The organism is Sodalis sp. RH19, from assembly GCF_047324215.1.
Taxonomy (GTDB): domain Bacteria; phylum Pseudomonadota; class Gammaproteobacteria; order Enterobacterales; family Enterobacteriaceae; genus Acerihabitans.
The window spans coordinates 5221620-5245901 of sequence record NZ_CP178734.1; the positions used below are offsets into that span (position 1 = coordinate 5221620).

At 56.4% G+C, this 24282-nt stretch carries 22 protein-coding genes; 14 read left to right on the forward strand and 8 right to left on the reverse strand.

Features of this window, described 5'->3' with window-relative positions:
• Positions 1-33: 33 nt before the first annotated feature.
• The 3 genes from ACL2XF_RS23560 to ACL2XF_RS23570 all read right to left on the reverse strand — a co-directional run bounded on the left by ACL2XF_RS23560 (position 34) and on the right by ACL2XF_RS23570 (position 3155).
• Complete coding sequence (locus tag ACL2XF_RS23560; RefSeq protein WP_410013332.1) at positions 34-849, reverse strand: carbohydrate ABC transporter permease; 816 nt, start codon at positions 847-849, stop codon at positions 34-36.
• Entirely contained in the window at positions 849-1718 is an 870-nt protein-coding gene (locus ACL2XF_RS23565) for a carbohydrate ABC transporter permease (protein WP_413721538.1), read from the reverse strand. Before ACL2XF_RS23565 ends, ACL2XF_RS23560 begins: the two co-directional genes overlap by 1 nt.
• Positions 1719-1799: 81 nt before the next feature.
• Complete coding sequence (locus ACL2XF_RS23570) at positions 1800-3155, reverse strand: extracellular solute-binding protein (protein ID WP_410013334.1); 1356 nt, start codon at positions 3153-3155, stop codon at positions 1800-1802.
• 556 nt (positions 3156-3711) lie between these two features.
• On the opposite strand from ACL2XF_RS23570, the gene ACL2XF_RS23575 reads away from it, so the two are divergent.
• Complete coding sequence (locus tag ACL2XF_RS23575) at positions 3712-4314, forward strand: GNAT family N-acetyltransferase (RefSeq protein ID WP_410013335.1); 603 nt, start codon at positions 3712-3714, stop codon at positions 4312-4314.
• Positions 4315-4326: 12 nt separating this feature from the next.
• Positions 4327-5412 carry an ABC transporter ATP-binding protein gene (locus ACL2XF_RS23580; protein ID WP_413727614.1) on the forward strand — a complete coding sequence of 362 codons (1086 nt, stop codon included), beginning with the start codon at positions 4327-4329 and terminating at the stop codon, positions 5410-5412.
• A 5-nt stretch (positions 5413-5417) separates the two neighbouring features.
• Here the strand turns inward: ACL2XF_RS23580 and ACL2XF_RS23585 are convergent, their stop codons facing one another.
• Positions 5418-6536 carry an ROK family protein gene (locus ACL2XF_RS23585; RefSeq protein WP_410013337.1) on the reverse strand — a complete coding sequence of 373 codons (1119 nt, stop codon included), beginning with the start codon at positions 6534-6536 and terminating at the stop codon, positions 5418-5420.
• A gap of 12 nt (positions 6537-6548) precedes the next feature.
• Positions 6549-7463: a BadF/BadG/BcrA/BcrD ATPase family protein gene (locus tag ACL2XF_RS23590; RefSeq protein ID WP_410013338.1), complete on the reverse strand. Its 915-nt coding sequence runs from the start codon at positions 7461-7463 to the stop codon at positions 6549-6551.
• 273 nt (positions 7464-7736) lie between these two features.
• On the opposite strand from ACL2XF_RS23590, the gene ACL2XF_RS23595 reads away from it, so the two are divergent.
• The 3 genes from ACL2XF_RS23595 (at position 7737) to cybC (ending at position 10839) form a co-directional block, all read left to right on the forward strand.
• Complete coding sequence (locus ACL2XF_RS23595) at positions 7737-8891, forward strand: Gfo/Idh/MocA family protein (protein ID WP_413721533.1); 1155 nt, start codon at positions 7737-7739, stop codon at positions 8889-8891.
• A 202-nt stretch (positions 8892-9093) separates the two neighbouring features.
• Entirely contained in the window at positions 9094-10434 is a 1341-nt protein-coding gene (pmbA, locus tag ACL2XF_RS23600) for a metalloprotease PmbA (protein ID WP_410013340.1), read from the forward strand.
• Between the two features lie 36 nt (positions 10435-10470).
• The gene (gene cybC / locus ACL2XF_RS23605; protein ID WP_410013341.1) at positions 10471-10839 is read left to right on the forward strand and encodes a cytochrome b562; all 369 of its coding nucleotides are present in this window, start codon (positions 10471-10473) and stop codon (positions 10837-10839) included.
• A gap of 48 nt (positions 10840-10887) precedes the next feature.
• Here the strand turns inward: cybC and ACL2XF_RS23610 are convergent, their stop codons facing one another.
• Positions 10888-14985: a dermonecrotic toxin domain-containing protein gene (locus ACL2XF_RS23610; RefSeq protein ID WP_413727615.1), complete on the reverse strand. Its 4098-nt coding sequence runs from the start codon at positions 14983-14985 to the stop codon at positions 10888-10890.
• Between the two features lie 671 nt (positions 14986-15656).
• Between ACL2XF_RS23610 and ACL2XF_RS23615 the strand changes: the two genes are divergently transcribed.
• The 9 genes from ACL2XF_RS23615 (at position 15657) to ACL2XF_RS23655 (ending at position 23146) form a co-directional block, all read left to right on the forward strand.
• Positions 15657-16001 carry a glycine dehydrogenase gene (locus tag ACL2XF_RS23615; protein ID WP_410013343.1) on the forward strand — a complete coding sequence of 115 codons (345 nt, stop codon included), beginning with the start codon at positions 15657-15659 and terminating at the stop codon, positions 15999-16001.
• Between the two features lie 19 nt (positions 16002-16020).
• A complete protein-coding gene (locus tag ACL2XF_RS23620) occupies positions 16021-16386 on the forward strand; it encodes a glycine-rich SFCGS family protein (protein ID WP_410013344.1) in 366 nt (121 codons plus the stop codon).
• Complete coding sequence (locus ACL2XF_RS23625; protein WP_410013345.1) at positions 16386-16682, forward strand: DUF4312 family protein; 297 nt, start codon at positions 16386-16388, stop codon at positions 16680-16682. The genes ACL2XF_RS23620 and ACL2XF_RS23625 overlap by 1 nt, the downstream gene beginning before the upstream one ends.
• A gap of 31 nt (positions 16683-16713) precedes the next feature.
• Complete coding sequence (locus ACL2XF_RS23630) at positions 16714-17490, forward strand: DUF4311 domain-containing protein (protein WP_410013346.1); 777 nt, start codon at positions 16714-16716, stop codon at positions 17488-17490.
• A gap of 20 nt (positions 17491-17510) precedes the next feature.
• Complete coding sequence (locus ACL2XF_RS23635; protein ID WP_410013347.1) at positions 17511-18158, forward strand: DUF4310 family protein; 648 nt, start codon at positions 17511-17513, stop codon at positions 18156-18158.
• Between the two features lie 86 nt (positions 18159-18244).
• Positions 18245-19387: an amidohydrolase/deacetylase family metallohydrolase gene (locus ACL2XF_RS23640; RefSeq protein ID WP_413721529.1), complete on the forward strand. Its 1143-nt coding sequence runs from the start codon at positions 18245-18247 to the stop codon at positions 19385-19387.
• Positions 19371-20489 (forward strand): DgaE family pyridoxal phosphate-dependent ammonia lyase, encoded by a 1119-nt coding sequence (locus ACL2XF_RS23645; RefSeq protein ID WP_413727616.1) that lies wholly within the window; start codon positions 19371-19373, stop codon positions 20487-20489. The genes ACL2XF_RS23640 and ACL2XF_RS23645 overlap by 17 nt, the downstream gene beginning before the upstream one ends.
• Complete coding sequence (dagF, locus tag ACL2XF_RS23650) at positions 20486-21226, forward strand: 2-dehydro-3-deoxy-phosphogluconate aldolase (RefSeq protein ID WP_413727617.1); 741 nt, start codon at positions 20486-20488, stop codon at positions 21224-21226. Before ACL2XF_RS23645 ends, dagF begins: the two co-directional genes overlap by 4 nt.
• A gap of 6 nt (positions 21227-21232) precedes the next feature.
• Positions 21233-23146 carry a BglG family transcription antiterminator gene (locus tag ACL2XF_RS23655; protein WP_413723501.1) on the forward strand — a complete coding sequence of 638 codons (1914 nt, stop codon included), beginning with the start codon at positions 21233-21235 and terminating at the stop codon, positions 23144-23146.
• On the opposite strand, the gene npr is transcribed toward ACL2XF_RS23655, so the two are convergent.
• Together npr and rapZ are read right to left on the reverse strand one after the other, a co-directional pair.
• Entirely contained in the window at positions 23147-23419 is a 273-nt protein-coding gene (gene npr, locus ACL2XF_RS23660; RefSeq protein WP_410013351.1) for a PTS phosphocarrier protein NPr, read from the reverse strand. It abuts the gene before it with no gap.
• The gene (gene rapZ / locus ACL2XF_RS23665) at positions 23416-24270 is read right to left on the reverse strand and encodes an RNase adapter RapZ (RefSeq protein WP_410013352.1); all 855 of its coding nucleotides are present in this window, start codon (positions 24268-24270) and stop codon (positions 23416-23418) included. The genes npr and rapZ overlap by 4 nt, the downstream gene beginning before the upstream one ends.
• Positions 24271-24282: the final 12 nt, after the last annotated feature.

Genomic DNA, 24282 nt, shown 5'->3' on the forward strand with positions numbered 1-24282 from the left:
ATCCTAACAGGTTGCGCGTGAGGATCCACGCCCTTATTTTACCGCACCTTCGGTGATGCCATGAATAAATCTGCGTTGAAACAGTAAAAATACCGCCACCAGGGGCAATATGGCGATGGTGGCGCCCGCCATCAGCACCGGAATATTGATGGTATTGCGATTCTGGAAAAACATCATGCCGATAGGCAAGGTGCGCAGCTCTTCTTTATTCACCAGGATCAGGGGAATGAGGAACTCGTTCCAGGTCCAGATAAACAGCAGCAGGGCCAGGGTGGACAAGGTGGGCACAATGGCCGGGACCAGCAGGCCGCACAAGATTTTCCAGCGGCTCGCCCCGTCCATTACCGCCGCTTCCAGTAACTCTTTCGGCACCTGTGAAAAGGCGCTGGCCACCATCAGGGTGGTAAAAGGAATCGACATCGCCACCTGCGGCAGTATTAACGCCAGATAATTATTATTCAGCCCGATCCAGTGGATCTCATGATACAGCGGGATAATATAGGCTTCCGACGGCAGCACCATGCCGATGGCCAGCAGGAATGCGATAAATTTTTTCGCCGGCAGCCGCAAAAATGCGAAGGCGAAACCGGAGGGAATACCCGCCAGCAGGCTGATGATAATCACCGGGAATACCACCAGCACGGAATTGGTAAAATAAATCTGGAAATGACCGTCGCGCCAGGCGGAAATGTAGTTGGCAAAACTGAGGCCGGAGGGCAGGGTAAATACCCCCTGGAACAGTTCCGTTTGTGTTTTGAACGAGGTTAACAACGCCAGGGCGAACGGCAGGATGGTAATGAGGGCAAACAGCCACAACAAGCCCCGCGTATACAATGGAATACCGCGCATTAGCGTCGCTCCCGAATAGCAAAGTGAATCAATCCGTTGATAATAAAAACCAGTCCCATACCGACAATCGCCACCGCCGAGGCATAACCGAAATGGCGTAAATCAAACCCCTGCTGGAACATATAAATATTGGTCACCAGGGTAGATGTGCCGGGACCGCCACGCGTCATTACGTACACCAGATCGAAGGCCTTGATGCCGGCAATCACCGTCAGCAGCAGCGCGACGCGAATTTCCGGCAGTAATGACGGCAGGGTGATGCGCATGAATTTTTGCCGATGGGACGATCCTTCCAGCTCGGCGGCTTCCAGCAACGACGGGTCCATGCGCTGGATGCCCGCCATAAACAGCACCAGGCAGAAACCAAAGAAATACCAGGTGGCCACCATGCCCACCGCCGCCAGCGCCCAGTCGAAATCGCCCAGCCAGGCGCGGGCCAGGTGCGGCAGCCCGATGGCGCGCAACAGCTGATCGATCGGGCCGAACGCCGGGTTATACAGCCAGCGCCAAACGACGCCGAGCACCGCCATCGGCATGATATACGGCAGGAAAAACAGGATGCGCAGCAAACCGCGCTCGGCGGGACGGGCGTCGCTTAGGAAACTGCATAATGCCAGGCCGATGATAATCGGAAATAACGTGTAAAACAGCAGCAGCAGGGCGTTATTGCCGATGGAGATCCAGAACACGGGGTCGAGCAGCATGCGGATATAGTTGCCAAGGCCGATGAAGACCGGCCATGAGGTGCCGTCCCATTCGGTCAGGCTGGCCCAAAAGGTGATCAGCAGGGGTATCAATAAAAACACCGAGTAGATAAGCAGCGAGGGCAAAATGTACAGCATATTTTGCAAACTGGACTTATTAAGCATTGATACGCCTCTTGATGCGAAATAAAAGGAGCCGCCGTCCCGGCCCGCGTTATGCCCGCGCACCGGAGCGGCGTCCTGGGGTTAATGCGTTAGCGTCTTGATGTATTGCTGATAGTTCTCATCGAGTTTGTCGGTTAACTGCTGCGGGCTCTCCTTGCCCGCCAGCAACAGTTGCACATGCTCTTGCAGCGCGTTGATCATGGTGGGGGTGGCCCAGTCGATATAATGGCCCAGGCCGTCATAGTCGCTGACCTTGATCCAGACTCGGTAGATCTCGGCCAATAACGGGTTATCAGCCGGAATTTTGGCGTTTTTATCGGCGCTGGCCGGCAGGAAACCCGCCTTCAGCCAGGCCTCGGCCATGTGGTCGGAGACCAGGTAATTGATGAATTTGGCCGCGATATCACGCTGCTGCTGGGTCTTGGCGGTGGCGGTAATAGAGAATGGCAAATCGGTGCCGCCCACCATCAGCGGTGATGTCACGCCGGGAAACGGCGGCAGGTCGGCGAAATGGATATCTTTGTTTTCCTGGAGCTGCCCCATGTACCAGGTGCCGCTGATAAAAAAGGCCGCCTGGCCGTTCTGGAACAGCGTGGCGGCGTCATCGTTGCCGATGCCCTGGTAGCCGGGGAAGAAATACCCCTTGTCCGCCCAGGTTTTCATTAACGTGGCGGCCTTTAACAGTTTCGCATCATGGAACGTGCCGCCTTTGCCATAGATCAGATCGTCAAGGGGTTTTCGATCCTTGCTGTCGATTTGATCCTGCCAGAGCATCATCAGCAAATGGGGCCCGCCGTTGCTGTCAAGCAATCCCATCATCATGGGCGCGATGCCTTGCTGCTGTAGTTTTGGCAGGGCCGCCTCAAACTCGTCCATATTTTTCGGCACCGCGACGCCCGCCTGATCAAGCAATTTCTTGTTGTAATACAAGCCGACCATTTCCCCGAGGCTGGCCACCCCATACAGATGCCCTTCGCCGAAGTCATTATGATCCGACCACCGGTTGCGTTTTAGAATGGAGGCGGGGAAGCGCTGCTCCCAATGATAGGTTTTGGCGTAATCATCCAGTGAATAGAGCAGTTTTTCATGTACCAACGCGCCCATATCGCCGCCGCCCTGATTAACCTGCGCCACCTGCGGGCCTTCGCCGGAGGTCAGCGACAGCTTCAGCGGGATGCGCGTATCGGCGGAGGCATGGACGGAACGATCGAGCTTAAGACCGGGATTTTGCTGCTCAAACTGCGTAACGGTTTGTTTCATCAACGCATCCTGGGCGGGGTAGTTCCATACATCCCAGGTGGTGAGGGTTTGCGCCTGCGCGCCGCTGAGAGCGCAGAGACCGAGCAGGCTTCCCGCCAGCGCCAGCTTGATGCGATGGAGGAAAAGTCCGTCTGCGCGGTAAGAAGACCGGCGGTAAGTAGTGACTAAATAGGACATGGTGGTTTTGACCTCCATCACAGGATAATAAGCCCATTGCGCCGGGGAGAAAACGACATGGATTCACCGGCGGAAAACGGCTGACAGGTTCTCCTTTAATACTTACTTTATGGTAAAAATAAAGTCAATGTTCTTTTGTTTATCGCCGGTCCGGCGCGGATACAGGATAAAAGAACTGGCTAAAGAATGAATTCAAGGACAATCGAGAGATAAAACAATCAGGAGACAGCATAACGGATCTCTATACCGAAAAGTAAAGGGTTCATTTTTTTGTTTTGTATTTCATTAAGTTATTTATCGCTCTATCATTTTATCTTATAGTTTAGCGCCCTGATGGCGCGGTATTTTCAGCGGTAAAATCCTAAACCGATGATTATGCATCATTAAAGATATTCACCCAGCAAGCGGTCATCACTTTTATGTCTGGTGGCGTTGATATTGCGATTGCCGTCATTTTTTTGAACCATATAATATAATTATTATAACTTGCGAACTAAGTATGTTTTCCTTAGTGTATTAATCCTTATTCCTGGGAACGCAATGGAGACCGGTTGTTATGTCCTCTTCCCCATTTTTGATCAGGCAGGCCGCGGAGCGCGATCGCGCCGCGCTGTCTGAGATCTGCCTGAAAACCGCGAATGCCGGCACGGACGCCAGTGCGCTTTACAGCGATCCGGCTTATCCCGGGCTGCGTTTCGTGATGCCGTACGCCATTTTTGAACCGGAACTGGCGTTTGTTCTGGAGGAAAACGGCCATATCCTCGGGTATGTCGTCGCCGCGCGCGATACCGCGGCGTTCGAGCAGCGGCTGCAGCGCGACTGGTGGCCGGGGCTTAGGGAAAAACTGGCCGATCGCCGGGCGCTGTTGCCGCTCGATGAAGGCGTGCTGGATTTTATTCGCCAGCCGCAGAGCAAGGAAGCCGGCCTGCTCGAGCAGTATCCGGCGCACCTGCATATCAATATCCTGCCGCAGGCCCAGGGCGGCGGCCAGGGACGGCGGATGATTGAAACGGAGCTGGAGGCGCTGCGGCGCGCCGGCGTTTCAGGCGTTCACCTCGGCGTGAGCCTGAAGAATGAACCCGTCTGCGCGTTTTATGAACGGCTCGGGTTCCGGTTGTTGCACCGGAGCCAGGCCATCTATATGGGACAAATACTGTAAACGGGGACATAGATGGCCAACGTAGAGCTTCGGGGGATAAAAAAATCCTATGACAAAATCAATGTTATCCACGGCATCGATCTGCAGATCCACAGCGGCGAATTTGTGGTATTTGTCGGTCCCTCCGGCTGCGGTAAATCGACCCTGCTGCGGATGATTGCCGGTCTGGAGGAAATATCAGGCGGAACCCTGAGCGTCGATGGCCAGGATATTACCCACAGCGCGCCGACCGATCGCGGCATCGCCATGGTATTCCAGTCTTATGCGTTGTATCCCAATATGACGGTTCGCGGTAACCTGCGCTATCCGCTGGAGGTGGCAAAATACAGTAAACGGGATATTGAACAGCAGGTGAACAGCACCGCCGCGGTGCTGCATCTTACCGAGTTCCTCGATCGTTTACCCCGCGCCCTGTCCGGCGGCCAGCGCCAGCGGGTGGCCATCGGCCGGGCGATTATCCGTAAGCCGCGCATCTTCCTGTTTGACGAGCCGCTATCGAACCTTGACGCCGAGCTGCGCCTGAAAATGCGTATCGAAATTGCCCGCCTGCATGAAAAGCTGGGCAATACAATGATTTATGTTACGCACGATCAGCTGGAAGCGATGACGCTGGCCGATCGTATCGTCGTGCTGCGCCAGGGCCGCATTGAACAGGTGGGCGCGCCCCTCGAGTTGTATCATGATCCGGATAATATCTTTGTCGCCGGATTTATCGGCTCGCCGAAAATCAATTTTCTACCGGCCACGGTGGTGGGCAGTGAACCGGGCTGGGCGCGCCTGGCGGTCCCCGAGCTAGGGTTGGATCACCTGGTGGTACGGGTGAGCGGCGCGCTGGCCCGGGATCGTCCGGTTACCTTGGGCATCAGGCCGGAGCATTTCCTGGCCGCTGAAGGGGCGGAGGTGCGGTTTAGCGGCGTGCTGGATTTTGCCGAGCGGCTGGGCCATACCAATTACCTGTATTTGCATACCGGGCGGGACGAGGCGTTGGTGATTGAACAGCGTGCGCTGACCGCTATCGGCAACGGGGAAACCCTGACCCTGGGCATCGATGCGGCAAAATGTCTTCTGTTCAGCGAATCCGGTGAGCGGATCCGCTAAACAGGCTAGGCATCCTCGTCCGCGGACGAGGCTATCGCATCGATCAGCCCGTTGACCGCAAATCCCGCCGCCCCCAGCGCCCACATGCGGCTGGAGTCCGTCAGGTAGCGCAGCGGGATCACCTGCGGCGTGAGTTTGAGCCGGTATTGCTGAAAATGCGTCATGATTTGATCAAGCAGGATGCGCGAGGCCATCTGCGGCTCCATCGCCAGGTACACCACGTCCGGATCGAACGCGATCGACAGATTGGCCAGCGAAATGCCGATGTGCCGTCCGGCGGCGGTGAGGATATCCACCACCTGGTGCGACGGCCAGCCGTCCACCTCCTGCAGGCTGCGCGGCGGGCCATTTTCCGGCAACGTGGCGGCGATACTGTTTAATATCGCTCTGGAGGATGCCACTTCCTCAAGAAGCGCCGCCGACCCGTCGCCGACCAGCGCGTTGCCAATTTCACCGGCGTTGCCGTGCCGGCCGCGATAAAGCTGGCGTTCGAGAATAATGCCGGCGCCGATCCCTTTACCATAAGTGGCGATGATGGCCGACTGCGCGTCGCCCAGCTGACCAAACACCAGGGAAGCCAGCGCCATGGCGTTGGCGTCATTTTCGATATAGACCGGTATGGCGAAACGCTCGGATAACAGGCCGGCGATGGGGACATGGTTCCAGTCCAGTACCTTGGAACGAATGCACACCCCGCTGAGGGGATCCACTATCCCGGAGATGGCCAGGCCGATCGCGCCCACTTTGCTGGTTTCCACCGATTTAAGGAATTTCGCCAGCGCGTCGCTGAGCTGTTTCGGCGTTAGCGCGCCGGTCGGCATCTGCTGTTCGCCGATCAGCTTGCCGACTAAATCAGTCATGACGATCACATTGCGCTCGGCGTTGAGCTGTACGCCCACCACCGAGGCATAGGCGGGATCGATACCCAGCAAGATCTTGGGCCGCCCCATGGATTCCCGGCGCAGTCCGAGTTCATGGATAATCCCTTTCGATAATAACCGATTGGTCGCCTGTGAAACCGTGGACATGCTCAGGCCGCTGCGAACCTTCAGGTCGGATTGACTGATAGGCGAGTGTTCGACGATCAGGCGTAAAATGCGTGGCGATACGGTCGGCGCGCTCATAGCTGGGCTGTTTTATCCTTGTGACGACGATAACGGGTGCGCCGGCCGGGCCTGGACGTAAGGTCCGGCACCGCCGGCCAGGCGCAGCGCGCCGTCCAGGGCGTCCGCGCAGGGTGCGACAATATGCTGGCGCCAGCGGGGGTGCAACCAGGGCAATACCGGCTGTGAAATACCGCCCATCAGGGCAATCCGCGGCGAGCCGGCGTCCACCAGACAGGCTAGCATCAGATCGATCTCCAGTGCCAGTTGGCGCACCAAATGAACGCCGTTCGGATCGCCGCACCGGGCGGAATCAAAGATGCGCGGGGCAAACGCCGCCCAGTCATGGGGGCCGGCGGACTGGGCCCAGTGCAACATGACCTCGGGCGAATGATCGAAATCCGCCATCAGGGCCTGCGTTAATGCGGACGCCGGCAGGATGCCCTCATGGGCCTGCAATGTGCGGCGCAGCGCGTGACGTCCCAGGATGGCGCCCGAGCCCTGGTCTCCCAGGCTAAAGCCCCAGCCGCCGATAGAATGGAACCGGCTGCCGTCATACGCCGTGGCCTGGCTGCCGGTGCCGGTAATCAGCACCGCGCCGGGGCGGCCCTGATGAGCGCCAAGACAGGCGATTTCCACGTCGGAGGCAATATGCCGGGCCGCGAACGGCATTGGCCAGCTTTCCGCCAGTTCCCTGACGCGCTGCACATTGGCGCCGGCAAAACCGAACCCCGCCCGCGCGCCGGCCTGTTCCGCCAACGGCAGGCCGGCAAGGCGAAAGGCCTCGGCCACCAGCGCCAGCGACGTGGCCAGGGCTTGCGCCGGAGCGCTGAAAATATTGGCCGCCCCGCCCCGGCACTCCGCCAGCAGGCGGCCCTGACTATCGATCAGGCGCACGCGGCACGCCGTGCCGCCGCCATCTACGCCCACATAAAAATTTGCTTGCAACGTTCCCCCTCCTTTTGGCTCTTGATGACATGAATTGCCGCCAGGGACGCTGTGGAACTGACGTGTCGAGCGGAAAAGATAGGGTAAAAAAACATAAATCGCAATAATGAAAAAAATATCACATTCTTTTATTTTAATAAATTATTAAATTTCAATGTAATATCCAGTGTCATCATTTTTACGTATTGGTTAATAATTGACATTACTTTTGTAATCGTAATAAGTTCAAGGTTCAGAAACGTGGGTTCATCATGGGCGGCAGGGGCAACCAACATGAAAGCAGGCATTGTCGGACTGGGTTTTCGCATGGCGAACGTGGCCAGGGAATTTAAACAAGCCGATGCGGATTTTACCATAACCGGATACGCCGACCCGGCGCCGGCCGGGCTGGAGACGCTCACGCAATTCGGCATCGATGCCGGACGGGGATTCGGCACGCTTGGCGAACTGCTGGCTGCGGGCGGCTTTGACCTACTGATGGTGGGTTCGCCGAATTACCTGCATCTGGAGCATATCCGCGCCGGGCTGGAAGCCGGGCTTATCGTCTTTACCGAAAAACCGGTGGTGATAAACGAAGAGCAGACCATGGCGCTGGCGGAGCTGGTGCGGCAGTACGGCAGCGATCGCATCATTGTGGGCCTGGTGCTGCGTTATTCGCCGCTGTATGTGGATTTACTCCACGCCCAGGCGCAAAACCAATTGGGCGAAATCACCTCCATCGAGGCCTGTGAGCATATTCCGCCCTGGCATGGCGCTTTTTTCATGCGCGACTGGCGGCGCTTCGAACGTTTCGCCGGGGCGTATATGCTGGAAAAATGCTGCCACGACCTGGACCTGTACCAGGGGCTGGTCGGCGCGCGCGCCACCAGCGTGGCGAGCTTTGGCGGGCGCAAATCCTTTACCGCGGCGCATGAACCGCACGGGCCGGTGACCGCTGCGTCTGACGTGTATCACCGCAAGCCCAGCGGCTGGCATAGCACCGATAACGTGTTTACCAGCGATGCGGATATTATCGACTACCAGACCGCTATCGTTGAATACGCCACCGGCGCAACGCTTTCTTTCCATGCCAATCTGAATGTGCCGGATTATTTTCGCCGTTTTTGCGTTATCGGCAGCGACGGCATGGCGGAAGGGGATTTTGTCCGCAACTATTTTCGCGTCCATGATGCCCGCAGCGGCGACAAGCTGGAGGATAAAACCTATGAAGGCTACGGCGACGCCGGTCATTACGGCGCGGATACGCAAATGGCGCAGGGCGTGGTCGACCATTTGCTGCACGGCGAACCGTTAAAGGTCTCTATTATCGATGCCATGGAGGCCGGCCTGACCGCGATTAAAATAGACGAAGCGCGTAAAAAGAAATGCCTTATCGACCTGACGGAATGCTGGCGGCGCTTTGACCGCAAGCTTGGACGCGGTGCCTGACCCCGCCGGCGCGATCCCTGGCGCGCAGCCGTTATATTCCCAGCGCGGGGGACGGCGGCGCGCCTGTGCCGTTCATTGATTTTTGTCGCCTGCCGCCCAGCCTTTTCACCATCCCACCCTGATACCGTGCGAAACAGCCTGTGGACTGATAGAATTGATACATCATCCTGCGGCGTATAACCCTCACAATTATGGCGGCCCAATGAAATTAGTCACTCAAGTTGCAGAACAGCGTAAGTTATTGGAAAACGCGGTAGCCCAGGCATTGGAACTGGCCGGCGCCGGCTCCGACGCGGCGGAAGTAGCGGTGACCAAAACCACCGGTATCGGCGTCAGCACCCGTTATGGCGAAGTGGAAAACGTTGAATTCAACAGCGACGGCGCGTTGGGCATCACCGTTTTTTACCAACAGCGCAAAGGCAGCGCCTCGTCGACCGATCTCAGTCCGGACGCGATTGCCCGTACCGTGGGCGCCGCGCTGGATATCGCCCGTTATACCTCACCCGACCCGTTCGCCGGCCTGGCGGATAAAGAACTGCTGGCTTTCGACGCGCCGGAACTGGACCTGTTCCATCCGGCGGAGCTGGACGCGGAGCGCGGAGCCGATCTGGCCGCCCGTGCCGAACAGGCGGCGCTCAACGCCGATAAGCGCATCACCAATACCGAAGGCGGTAGTTTCAACAGCCATTACAGTACCAAGGTCTACGGCAACAGCCATGGCATGCTGGCAAGCTACAACAGCAGCCGCCATTCCCTCTCCAGCAGCGTTATCGCCGAAAGCGGCGGTAATATGGAACGTAACTACGCCTACACCATCGGCAGGGCATTTGACGACCTGCGCACGCCGGAATGGGTTGGCGAGGAGTGCGCAAGGCGCACGCTGGCGCACCTGAACCCGCGCAAGATTGCCACCCAGCAGGCGCCGGTGCTGTTCGCCGCCGAAGCGGCAACCGGTTTGTTCGGCCATCTGGTCGGCGCTATCAGCGGCGGCAGCGTGTATCGCAAATCCACATTCCTGCTTGATTACCTGGGCAAGGCGATTTTGCCGGACTGGCTGTCCATAGAAGAGCATCCGCACTTGCTTAAGGGCTTGGCATCGTCACCCTTTGACAGCGAAGGCGTGCGTACCCAGGATCGGGCCATCATCAAAGACGGCGTACTCCAGACCTGGCTGTTAAGCAGCTACTCGGCGCGTAAGCTGGGGCTGAAAAGCACCGGCCATGCAGGCGGCATTCATAACTGGCGCATCGCGGGCCAGGGCCTTGATTTTGCGGCATTGATCAAAAAAATGGACAGGGGACTGGTAGTCACCGAACTGATGGGGCAAGGTGTGAGTGCCATCACCGGGGATTATTCACGCGGGGCTGCGGGTTTCTGGGTGGAACACGGTGAAATTCAGTATCCGGTCAGCGAGATCACTATTGCCGGCAACCTGAAGGATATGTGGCGTAATATTGTTTCGGTCGGCGACGATATCGAAACCCGCAGCAATATCCAATGCGGATCGGTGTTATTACCGCAGATGAAAATCGCAGGTATTTAACGGGAATTTATAATAATGAGATTCAAAGCAATAGCAATGTTGTCGGCAGCCCTGTTTATCGCCGCTCCCCTGGCGACGCAGGCGCGCGATCTGGGCGAGGATATGGATATCCTTAACGCCAACTATAGTAAAGTGGTCAAAAGCGATAATCTCGATACGCTTAAACCGGCACTGGCCAATATGCATGAAGCGGCGCTGGATGCCCGTAACGGCACGCCGCCCAAGCTCAAGGGGCAACCGGCGGATAGCCCGCAGATGAAGGATTTCCGCCAGGGTATGAGCACTCTGATCGGTCAAATCGAGCAGGCCCAGGCGTTGGCTGATAAAGGCGATCTTAAACAGGCCCAGGCAATGGCAAAGCAATTTCAGCAAACCCGCAACGAAAACCACGCAAAATTCCGCTAGGATGAAGGCTGCGCCAGGCAATAAACCGGTCCCGGCAGGCCGGTTTTTTTATACCCGCGCCGGCGCGGATGTTGCTGGACCGGTCGCATGAAATGCCACGGCGAAAAGCAGGGACATCAGCCACGGATCCTGATGATGGCGAATCTGCGGATGACCATTGTTCATGCCCCGATGCAGATGCGCCAGCAGTTCGCAGAAGAGGTCGGCATTGCGGAAAATCATGGCCATCCGGACCGTGGCCTTCTTGCGAAACAGCTTTCGGGCAAGTTCTCTATCGGTCATGAGCAAATAATTTTTGACCGCGGTGACCTCCGGCAGACTGATCAGGTAATTGACCTCGCCCTCCGTCATCTCGCCTGCCCATAAGCGGTTGATAATTGACTTAAAATTTTCATGTTGATACTGGGCCGCATAATTTCTCCCGGCGTGGGTGCCGTTAATAAGGTTTACCCGGTCGAGAATGGCGATATTCTGCGCTGGGGGCAGCTCGCTGCAACCGTAACGGCAAAAGCGGGCGCGATACCATTGCGATGGACGCGCGCTCTCATTATCTCCATCTCCCGCGCTGACCCATAATCGTTTAAGCGGATCGCCATGGACGGTCATGACTATGGTCTCGGATTGATGAAAGCGCGCTAACCAGATCCGACTGAATTTATCGGCAATATGCTGCTCAATAATATGGAGCATTTTTTCCAATAATTCGTTAAATCGTATGATGTTTTTTGCGCGGAATATATCCTTATCGGGATTTTTGACTCTTATCAACGTATATATAGTATCCATCAAAAACGCTTGCCGTACGCACTCCGAAGTGTTCATCATGTCCATGATGATATGGCGGCATGCGCTCATGACTTTTTTTAGCCGGGAAGCCAAAACTGTTGCTTCAGGGTGTGTCACTATTTCATGTGGTAACAGACCATAACAAATAATCTCCTTAACGCCGGCATCAAGGATGATGTTGTCAGCCACCATGGCGCTAAAGTATTCTTGTTCGTTAGCACCCCGGTAGCCGCTACGGTAACTTAAAGATATATTGGTGCTTTTGAATTGGTCATTTTCATGCGCCGCCAGCTGGTTGTAGAGCGCCGACAACTTCTGCTCGGGCGTTAAGTAAAGGGTGAATTTTTTTAATTTGCCATCATAGATAATCAATAGATAACAGGCGTCACGATCGCCTAAATAATAATGATTTCTTTCGGCGTCTATTTCAATTTTTATATAATGTATGCCCACTTTTAAATAGCTGTGCCCAAGCGCGTCCTGTGCCAGACCTTGGCTATTAATGGGAGTCAGTGATTTCACCTTTGCGCAGAGGTTATCAATATTTTCCATAATCAAGTCAAACAAACGCACCGAGACAAAAGCGTAATCAGCCATAATGACTTCACTTTCCCCCACCACGTTATTACGGGTGTCCGTCACGCGGCCGAATTGCCAATGCGTTATATTATTGGTGACGAACATATAGACCGGATAACCCGCCTTGCTGATATGATCAATATCGTAAACTTCGAATAATTGTAACCTATTATTAAAGCGTATTGGTAACGCCGCTTTATACATTCGGATGGCGATAATGTCGTCCCTGCGCAGACCGTCCTTGGTCATCAGGCTTAAGGTGAAATGGTTATCCGTGGTTCCATGCTGGTGGGTCTGCAATACCCGCCGGTACCCTAGCGGGTAAACGCTCAGCCTTTTCACCAGGCGTTTCTCGCCGGAGGTGGCCTCAGGCATGGTTTTCCACAGGGCGATATCCGTATGGACGATATGAAAATATTCAGCCAGTGTAAAGTTCAGGCTTAATGCCGGCTGAATTGCGCCTTTTTCATCGTATGGCATTATTTCGCTCAGGACCGACGTGAGTATGGATAACGCTCGTTTCACGGTATCGCCCTGATCGCCGGCATACTGGGCCATGCGCAGGAAGTTTTTTGCGACGCCGTCCGTTTTATTGGTCTGCGCTGCCAGGGGGACGAAGGGGACCAGGGGCATGGCAAACAGGTTTGCGCTAATATTCAGCGCCGTTGCGGCCAGGGTCCACAGGCCCTGGTGGCTCGCGTAGCCAAGTTTTGCGGCGTCGCTTAAGGAGCGCGCCTGCTGCCGGTTGCCCAGCGCCAGATGGCAAGGTTCGCTCAGCGATTCATTCAGCGTCATGATACGGTCAGGGTATGCGCCGGCATGGGCCAGCCAACGGTCGACGCCCCAAGAGTAAAAACCGAATAGCGACATGCCATCCACTCTATCCTGCAACGTGAAATGGCTGGCGATGTCAATGCGCTGCGTTTCGTTCCGGCATTGTTCTATTACCCAGTTTCTCAAATCGTTGATGCCATTGAACACCCAAAAATGCCTGACGCCGCGCGGTTGGTAAAGAATGAGCATATTTTCACCGGTCATGCTGAACACCACCATATCCGTGGCCGGATAACCGTTTATATCAAATAGCTTCACCCTCACCCGCAGTTGATCATTTTTCTCCAAACCCAGCGCATGCAGGATGATAGCTACAACGCTATCAGCCAATGATGTCTGCTCGATGCTAAGATGGGTCAATATATTAATGATATTGGCGATGACATGGTAAGGTTTATTCTCACGCCAATAGACGTCCAGTGCCGTTAAATACCGGGAAGCAATATCCATATTATTCAACAGCTCGATAATTTGTGAAGGTTTGATCGCCGCCTGTGAATGATGGCGAAGCATCGGTTCCGGCCGTTCCGTAAAATATATCCCCTGATATTTATCGACGGAATTCAAATCTTGGCATTCTTTACTAAAGAAATTGTTGATAACATATTCGGTTAACGGCATCGATTGTGTGATTACCGCAATTTGGCTGCGGCCGTAAGTGGGCTCCCGGTCGGGATAAGGACGGTCAAAATACAGAACCCAACATTCTTCCGTCTTAATATCAAGTAGATACCTGGTTTTGATCTCTTGATTTAACCAAGCCGTGACTATGCGGGTGATGGTGGGAAATGCCTGCTGCAGATGGCGGTTAATCAGGATATCGCTTTTGTGCGCGGGGGTATCGCGCTCCGGCGCCAGGGCGGTAATAATCTGCTTTGCGGGTGTCGCGTCCAGTATGGGGGCCGCCGCCGTCATCGGCAGCAGAGAGAGGCGGGGCAGTGAAAATCCGGCCAGCCCGCGGCTGAACGACGGTGTTATCGTGAGCAGACGAGGTGCGCGCGTCCCCGGCAAACAGTCCGTTACCTCGCCGGTATCCCGCGCCACGCTTAATCGTGGGCACCGAACGGGGGGAATGCGCGGCCTTGGCTGCGCGTTGATCTCGACACGCGCCCGCGACGCCGCGCTACCGGTCTTGGCGCTGATGCCATAAAACTGCTCGGCCGCCCGCTCCGCGCGCAGCTGGTTGTAATGGCTTTGCCTGGCCCATTGCCGGGCCAGGTTGCGCCCCAAGGCCTGTTGTGTTTTTTCCGTTGGGTTTAATAACATCCTGCCACCTTCATCCGTCGGTTGCCGTTGATGAACCCCGGACGCCACGCATAATCCCTGCCAGTACTGGCAAGCCTTATTAAACAGGCGCGCGATGGCTACCGGCAGGTTCAGACAACGCCGCTGCGGCTGTCGTTCATTCCCCCCATCGCAATAGTACTTACTGGCCAGCGCCAGGGCGCCAAAAAAAAGATAGCTGTTATGAGTGAGGATATTATCCGCACCGATATCTAATGCGCCGGTCAGCGAGGGCCCGAGCTGTTCTTCAATATAATCCCTTACATAAACGGATACAGAAACTAAAAATTGTGACTGGGATAAAATAGCATTTATGCACAACGGCAGCCCGGCTTCCAGGACTGTACTGATACTTTGTCTGGCTGTTATGGCATTATAGAGGCACCAGGCGGTATTGAATACCGCCTGTGGAATATCCAATCCCATATTCATGCTGAACCGACTGGCCTCATGAGAAACCGCTATTTTAAGCAGGTTCGTCAACGCTATTTTTAAATCTTCCGCTAAGGCTGTTTGGGGTTGATTGATTATGTCATCAACGGCGGCATGTTCATCATCATTATGGCCGGGCCATAAGGTGTAAGGCTCGCAATCATAAAAAACATCTTCCGAATTATTTGTATCAATATGGTTATGTTTAATAACTTCATGGTTAATGTACATTAATTTCTCTCTATATATAATCTGTTGCTCGGCGCTAAACCATCTCTTTCAGCTGAGCCATATGAGGGATGAAACATGACCTGGGGGTGGATGCCGCCATGATAAACAGGTAGGCGGCCACTATCGCCATAATGGCGGGTTAATTAGTCTTTGCGGCTGATAAGGTTTAACCGTACCGGGTTTACGCTTCCCAGCCGGTGAACTGACTGAGGCCGGGGCCGGCACATCAGGTGGCAGGGTGCGCATGGTCCATCGTCATTGTTTATCCTTATCCCGACGGCCGCCGGATTAAGGCTTTTTCCAGCGCATAAAGACAGACGGTGGGCGCCAGCCTGCGCGGTATATGGTCTGGGGTTGCCGGGCGTTATCGCCAGGGCCAAATTCACGATAGGTTATTCTTATAGGTCTATAACGACGTAATATCCGTCCTTCCATGCCCGTCGCCGGGCAATTGGACTCTGATATCCCATATATACAGTGAAATGATGCGGTTTGTAGCCATTATGCGAATGAGATCGCTTGGCCGTGATTTATTTCCACTTCAAAGTGGAAATATAACGGCTACAAACCTGCCGCCGCACCGGCTAGGGTAAATCATCATTAAAGGCGGCAAAAGCAAGACTGCTTTACCGCGCTGAATATTTTTATTATGGATGCCGTAGGAGCACAGAGTGGTCGATAAAGCCGTATCAGCGGGCGGAGAAACGGAACGTGATGCATTAGCCGCCGCATTGACCGAAAAGGTTCTGCTGGAAATCATGCAGATGCTGACGGAGCGCAATATCCGGATCAATCACGTGCAGGATCAAATGCTGCACTCTCATGTGCGCGCCATGGTGATGCGTTCTTTAACCGGCGAGCCGTTACCGGAAGTGGATAAAGAGTTATTTGACGAAATTTCCGCGGATTCTATGGCGATGGCGGAGGCGGTGGTGAATTTGCTGGATAATTTACCGATTGAAGAAGCGTATTTATTATCGGTTCATTTTGAAGTGGCCAAAGACAATAACGCTTAATAACGTGTGGGAGAACCAAATGGCACAGGTAACGGTAGTGATAGGCGATCGGCTGGGTAAGGGGCAGAAAGTGGCCAAGGGCATCGAAGCGGCGGGCGGCAAGGCAATAGTCGTGCCCGGCATGGCGGCGGATATGAAGCTGGGCGATGTGATGAACAGCGAGCAGGCCGACTTCGGCATTTCCTTTTGCGGCAGCGGCGGCGCCGGCGCCATCACCGCGCAGAATAAATACGGTTATAAAGCCAAACACGGCATGCGCTCGATTGAAGAAGGCGTAACGGCTATCCAGGAAGGCAATAAAGTATTGGGTTTTGGTTTTATGGATAAAGAAGAATTGGGGCAAAAATTAGTAGAAACCTGGCTTAAAAAATATGGCAATGCCTGATGAAAGAGCAGTCTGTTTTAACCGTACAGGTGGCGGGAAAAGGTGAAACCAAAGCGGCCGCTTTTGCCGCCGCGTTAAGTCAGGTGCAGCCAGCGGTGATGAAATCCACCGGCTGTGTTTTGCTGCGCATTGAACCGCAGGAAGTCAAAATTATCCAGGCGGAAGAGAAGCGTATTACTGAAAAATTCCTTTTTTTCTTTTTGCCGCGTGAAAAGAAAAGCTACAGCGTCATATTGGATATTACGGTCGGCATCATCATGATCGATACCGAAAAAGTCCCTTTTACCCGCAGTTAACGATGCGGATAAATCATCAAAGGATAATCCGATGTTTCTTATCATTTTAATAAAGTCACTTATTATCGGCGGGCTGGTCGGCGTCGGGGTGGGGGCCGGGGCGGCGCGCATGTTCCATGCGCCGACCGTTCAGGGCATGGGGGCCTTTCGTACCCTGGGTGAACTCAATTCCTGCGAGGGCGATCCCGCGTCGCATTTTTCCTTCGGCCTGGGTTTCTTCTTTAACGCCTGGGCATCGTCGGTGGCCGCCGGTTCGTTTACCCAGGATGTCGACCATCGCATCATTCCCCACTGGGGGGCTGCGGCGCTGATGATTAAAAACCGCCAGCTCAGTGAAACCATGCACGATCCAAAACGCATGGCGTTTGCCTGCGGCATCATCGGCATGCTGGTGGTGGCATTTCTTAACTCCACCGCTTCCGCCGTGCCCGCCGCGCTCCAGGTGACCGCCGTGAAGGTCCTGGTGCCTGCCGCCAATATCCTGGTGAATACCGTCATGCCGGTGATCTTCTGGCTGGCGGCAATCGACGCCGGCAAACGCTCCGGTTTCTGGGCCACCATTTTCGGCGGCCTGGCGCAGCTTATCATGGGCAACGCCGTGCCGGGCCTGGTGCTGGGCATCCTGATCGGCAAGGGCGTGGAAGAGGGCGGCTGGAATAAAATCACCGGCATCATGATGGCGGCGATTATCGCCCTGTTTGTCCTCAGCGGTTTCTTCCGTGGTTTTGATATGAAAATGCTGCAGTCCTTTAGCCTGGGCGTGCCCGGTTGGCTGAACGGCATCCATAACGCCTTAAGCGGTAAATAAATTTTACAGGGGTTAAGAAAATGGAAGAAACAAAACGCGGTTTTTGGTATGCCGACTGGTCGTTCCCGATTTTTGTCGGACTGCTTTCAGCCGGGATTTTTGCCGGGACCCATATGTACTATCTGTACGGCATCGGCGCCTTTAACGAGGTCGCCTTTGTCGCCATGCTGCGCACCGGTATCGATACCGGCGTTTACGGCGCGGTGGCCGCTTTCGGCGCCAGTTTCCTGTTTGCGCGCATTATCGAAGGATCCCTGGTGGGGATCCTGGATATCGGCGGCGCGCTGCAGACCGGGGTCGGCCTGGGCGTGCCGGCGCTGCTGCTGGGCGCGGGCATCAAATTTCCCCTGGAGAATTTCCTTGCCTCGCTGGCGACCGGCATGGTGCTGGGCCTGGCCATCGGCGGCCTGATTATCCTGGCGCGCAGATTCACCATTAACCAAAGCAACGCCACCTACGGGGCGGATGTCATGATGGGCGCGGGCAACGCATCGGGCCGTTTTCTCGGGCCGCTGATTATCCTGTCGGCCATTACCGCGTCGATCCCCATCGGCCTGGGATCCCTGGCCGGGGCATTGCTGTTTTATCTGTGGAATAAACCCATTACCGGCGGCGCCATCCTCGGCGCGATGCTGCTGGGCGCGTTTTTCCCGGTGGCTATTGCGTAACCTAACGCCCGCCGCCGGGACGCCATCACTGTGTTGATTATCCGGCCGCGCCACGGGGCGGCGGGCGGATAACATAAGGAGGACCCTTGGCACCCTTATATGATCTGATTATCCGGCAGGCCAGGCAGCCGGACGGCACCCTTGCCGATATCGCCGTGCTGGACGGGCGCATCGCCGCCGTGGGCGCCGTGCCGACTTCCGCCCGGCGCGAGATTAACCTGGGCGGGCGCTATTATGCCAGCGCCGGCTGGATTGATTCCCATGTCCATTGCTATCCCGCCTCGCCGATATACCATGACGAGCCGGATAAGGTGGGTATCGCCTGCGGCGTGACCACGGTGGTCGACGCCGGCAGCACCGGCGCCGACGCGGTGGACGATTTTTATCAATTGACCCGGGCGGCCAAAACCCGGGTGTATGCCCTGCTGAATATCGCGCGCACCGGCATCGTCACCCAGGATGAACTGGCGGATATGACGCGCATCGACAAAGCGCTGGCCGGTGAGGCGATTGCCCGTCATCGCGGTTTTATTATCGGTATCAAGGCCAGGATCAGCAGCAGCGTGGTGGGCGCCAACGGCGTCAAGCCCCTGCAGCGCGCCAAGGAAATCCAGCGGGAAAACGGCAATCTGCCGTTAATGGTGCATATCGGCAATAATCCGCCGGATCTCGGGCGCATCGTCGATCTGCTCGGCGCCGGGGATATTGTCACCCATTGTTATAACGGCAAGCCCAACCGCATCCTGACGCCCGCGGGCGAACTGCGCGCCTCGGTGCGCAAGGCGCTGCAACGCGGCGTGCGCCTGGATGTCGGCCATGGCACCGCCAGCTTCAGCTTCGAGGTGGCCCGCCTGGCGATAGCCCAGGGTATCTATCCCTATACCATCAGCTCCGATATCTATTGCCGCAACCGTATTGACGGGCCTGTACATAGCCTGGCGGCGGTGATGGCTAAATTTTTCACCCTCGGCATGACGCTCGCCCAGGTGATTGACTGTGTAACCCTGCATGCGGCCGATGCGCTGCGCCTGACCAAAAAAGGACGGCTTGTACCCGGCTGCGATGCGGATATAACCCTGTTTGACGTTCGCACCGCCCCCTGCGTGTTCACCGACGCCGAGGGACACTCCGTCGCCGGGGAGCAGCAGTTGATCCCGCTGGCGGCGGTGGTGGCGGGCGTTTGTTTGTTAACGGACGAAGGAAAAACCTCCCATGTCTTCGATTTATGAAAAATATCAGCTGAAAGAAGTGATCAACGCCTCGGGCCGCATGACCCTGCTGGGCGTGTCCACACCCCGGCAGGATGTGGTCGACGCGGTCAATCTGGGCCTGAACCATTATTTTGAAATGAAGGATCTGGTGGATAAGACCGGCGCCTACCTGGCCGGTTTGCTGGGCGTTGAGAGCGCGGTTATCGTCTCCTGCGCCTCGGCGGGCATCGCCCAGTCGGTGGCGGCGTTTATCGTTAAGGACGACCTGAACCTGCTGGTGAACCTGCATGCCGCACCGCTGGCCGTGCCTCATGAAATAGTGCTGCCCAAGGGGCATAACGTGAATTTTGGCGCGCCGGTGGGCACCATGGTGGCGCTGGGCGGCGGTAAGGTGGTGGAGGCCGGTTATGCCAACGAGTGCTCCCCGGAGCAACTGGCGGCGGCCATCGGTCCGCAAACGGCGGCGGTGTTGTATATTAAATCGCACCATTGTGTGCAAAAGAGCATATTGTCCGTGGCGCAGGCCGCGGAAATCGCCCATAGCCATCATCTGCCGCTGATTGTCGACGCCGCCGCCGAGGAAGATCTGGCGGTATATTACCGCCAGGGCGCCGACCTGGTGATCTACAGCGGCGCCAAAGCGCTCGAGGGACCGACCAGCGGGCTGGTTATCGGCAAAACGCAGGCGGTGGAGTGGGTCAAGCGGCAGGGCGGCGGCATCGGCCGGGCAATGAAAATCGGCAAGGAAGGCATATTGGGCCTGACCCAGGCCATCGAAAGCTATCTGGCGCGTGAAAAAGAGTCGGGCGGCGAGATGGTGGCCAAAATGACGCCGTTTATCGATCGGCTGAATACCCTGGCCGGCATCAGCGCGCGGGTGGTGTGGGATGGGGCGGGGCGCGACATCGCCCGCGCCGAAATCCATTTTGACGAGACGGTATTGGGCATCGCCACGGCGGATATCGTCTCGGCGTTGAAAATGGGCAATCCGGCGATTTATTTTCGCGGGTATAAGGCTAACGCGGGCATTATCGAGGTGGATGTGCGCAGCGTGACCCCGGCCCAGCTTGATATCATTAGTTCACGCATCAGTGAAATAGGAAAAGGATCCCGTTCATGAAATTAACCCCCAATTATTACCGCGACCGGGTTTGCCTGAACGTTCTGGCCGGCTCCAAAGAAAACGCGCGCGCCATCTACGAGGCGGCGGAAGGCCATGTGCTGGTTGGCGTCCTCTCGAAAAACTATCCCGACGTGCCGTCGGCCGTCGAGGATATGCGCGCCTACGCCGCCCTGATTGACAACGCGCTGTCGGTTGGCCTGGGAGCGGGCGATCCGAACCAGTCGGCGATGGTCGCCGCCATTGCCGGCGTCCTGCAGCCGCAGCACGTCAACCAGGTGTTTACCGGCGTCGGCGCCAGCCGCGCGCTGCTCGGCCAGACCGATACCCTGGTCAATGGCCTGGTGTCGCCCACCGGCCGGCCGGGGCTGGTGAAAATCTCCACCGGTCCGCTCAGCGCCAGGTCGCCCGACGGCATCGTGCCCATTGAAACGGCCATCGCCCTGCTAAAGGACATGGGCGGCAGCTCCATTAAGTTTTTCCCCATGGGCGGGCTGGATCACCTGGATGAATACCGGGCGGTGGCGCTGGCCTGCGCGCGTCATGATTTTTATCTGGAACCGACCGGCGGCATCGATCTGGACAACTTCGCCCCGATCCTGCAGATCGCGCTGGACGCCGGGGTCAAACGCATCATTCCGCATATCTACAGCTCGATTATCGACAAAGAGACCGGCAATACCCGCCCCCAGGACGTGGCGACATTGCTGGCGCTGGTAAAAAAGCAGGTTGCATAAGCCATGGTGAGATTTCCTAACCAGCGACTGGCCAATATGTTCGACGCATTACAGGCGGAATCGCTGCCGCAGGAAGAGCTGGCCAGACGTTTTTCGGTATCGACCCGCACCGTGCGGGCCGATATCCAGGCGCTGAACGCCATCCTGTCCGGCCATGGCGCGCAGTTTGTTCTCAACCGCGGCAGCGGCTATCAGTTGAAAATCGACGACGAGCCGCTTTTTGCCTCGCTCTCCCGGCAGACGCCGCGCCAAAATCGCACGCCTCATTCCAGCGCCGAGCGTATCCCGGCGCTGATGGTACGCTTTTTAAGCTCGGCCTATGCCTTTAAGATGGAGGATGTGGCCGACGAATGGTATGTCAGCCGCGGCACGCTGCAAAGCGATATGGGCGAAGTGCGCGAACGGCTGTCGCGCTACGATCTGACCATCGAGACCAAACCCCGCCACGGCATGAAGCTGTTCGGCAAGGAAGCGTCCATCCGGGTGTGCCTGACCGATCTGATGTATTCCCTGTCGCTGGACGAGCATGACAGCTATCTGCTGGCCAGCAGCGAGCTGCCGTTCGATATTCTGCCGCGGCTGAAGCCGGCCTGGCACCAAAGCCTGGTGGCCAGCGGCATCAAGCTTACCGATGAGGGCGAACAATATCTGGCCCTGTACAGCGCGGTGGCGGTCAAACGCATCCGGCAAGGCTACCCCCTGCCGGATTTCCCGATGGAGGAGGTGGACGAGGGGATTAAAACGGCGTCCGCGCAGCTGGTGCGCCTGATCGAACCGTTAACCGGCAAGGGCTTTTCGGCGGCGGAGGAAAATTACCTGCGCATCCATATTGCCGCGCGGCGGATACAGGACATCAATCCCTCGTCCATTAACGCCGACGACGACGAAACGCTGGTGGACTATATCCTCAGCTATATCAACAGCCACTATAACTATAACCTGCAAAACGACAGCCAGCTGCGCGCCGACCTGCTGACCCATATCAAGACCATGATCACCCGGGTGCGCTATCAAATCACCATTCCCAATCCGCTGCTGGCCAACATCAAGCAGCACTATCCCATGGCCTATGACGTGACGCTGGCGGCGGTAACCAGCTGGGGCAAATATACCCCGTATGTCATCAGTGAAAACGAGATAGGCTATCTGGTCCTGCATATCGGCGTCGGCCTGGAACGGCACTACAATATCGGCTACCAGCGCCATCCGCAGGCGCTGCTGGTCTGCGACAGCGGCAACTCGACGGTGCGCATGATCCAGGCGATGCTCAAGCGCAAATATCCGCAGATTGCCGTGACGCAGGTGATTTCATTACGGGAATATGACAAGCTGCCGGCGCTGGAGGAGGATTTTGTCATTTCCACCGTCAGGATCGGTGAAAAAAACAAACCGGTGATGGTGCTGGCGCCGTTCCCCAGCGACTATCAGCTCGAACAGCTGGGCAAACTGGTGCTGGTGGATCGCACCCGCCCTTATATGCTGGAAAAGTTCTTTTCTGAACAGCATTTTATGATTGTCGACCGGCCGCTGACCCAGCAGGCGCTGTTTAAGCAGGTATGCGGCCAGCTGAAGCGGGAAGGGGTTGTGGATAAAGATTTCTATCCCTCGGTGGTGGAGCGCGAGGCTATCGTCAGTACCCTGTTGGGCGACGGCATTGCGCTGCCGCATTCCCTGGGGCTGCTGGCCAGGCAGACGGTGATTTACACCATTCTGGCGCCGCAGGGCATAGCCTGGGGCGATAATGAAACCGCCTACGTGATTTTCCTGCTGGCGATCAATAAGACCGATTATGAAGAGGCGATGGCGATCTATGAGCTGTTCGTGACCTTCGTGCGCGAGCGCTCCATGCCCAGGCTGCGCGACAGCCGCGATTTCGCCGGCTTCAAGGCGGTGGCCATCGATAGCCTGAGCCGCGCGTGATCAGTCTTCGTCGAAACCGGCGTTAAACAGCTCGATCACCGCCGCCAGCGCCTGTATCTCATCCGGGCCGGTGGCCTCCACCTCGATCACCCGGCCTTTGGCCGAGTCCAGCATCAGCAGGGCGATAACGCTGCTGGCTTCCGCTTCGGTGCCGCTATCGTTGCGCAGCAACACCTCCGCGTCAAAGCTTTGCACCAGATCGAATAGCTTCATTGCCGGCCGGGCGTGCATGCCCAGGCGGTTCTTGATTTCCACCGTTTGTTTAACCGTCATGGTTTGCGCTTTTCCAGGGTGCGGTGCCGGGACTGGACGTTTTTACCGCGTGAACGGAAATAGTCCGCCAGCTGCTCGGCCACGTAGACCGAGCGGTGTTTGCCGCCGGTGCAGCCAATGGCCACGGTCAGGTAGCTGCGGTTATTGGTTTCCAGCATCGGCAACCATAACTCCAGGTAACTGCGGGTTTGATAGATAAAATTATGCACTTCGGTATGGCGGTCGAGAAAGGCCGCCACCGGCTTATCCAGCCCGGTCATCGGCCGCAGTTTGGGATCCCAGTGCGGGTTGGGCAGGAAACGCACGTCGAAAACATAATCGGCGTCGATGGGCAGGCCGTGCTTATAGCCGAAAGACTCGAACACGATGGTCAGCTCGCGCTCGCGTTTGCCCAGCAGCCGGGCACGCAGCATTTCCGCCAGCTCATGCACCGACATTTCCGTGGTATCGATAATCAGATCCGCGCGGGAGCGCAGCGGTTCCAGCAGTTCATTCTCTTCATCAATGGCGCTTTCCAGCGACAGGTTCTTGCTGGATAACGGATGCAGGCGCCGGGTATCGCTATACCGCCTGATGAGGGTGCTGCGATCGGCGTCGAGGAACAACAGCTGCGGCGAAAAGCTTTGCGGCAGGTTGTCCATGGCGTGCTCGAAAATCTCCGGCGTCTCGGGCATATTGCGCACATCAATGCTCACCGCGGCGGAGATATTCCGATCGGCCAGCGTATTGGCCAATTGCGGCAGCAGCACCACCGGCAGGTTATCGACGCAATAAAACCCCATATCTTCCAGCGCGCGCAGCGCGACTGATTTCCCTGAACCGGATCGACCGCTGACAATCATCAGCACCATGACGACTCCCCT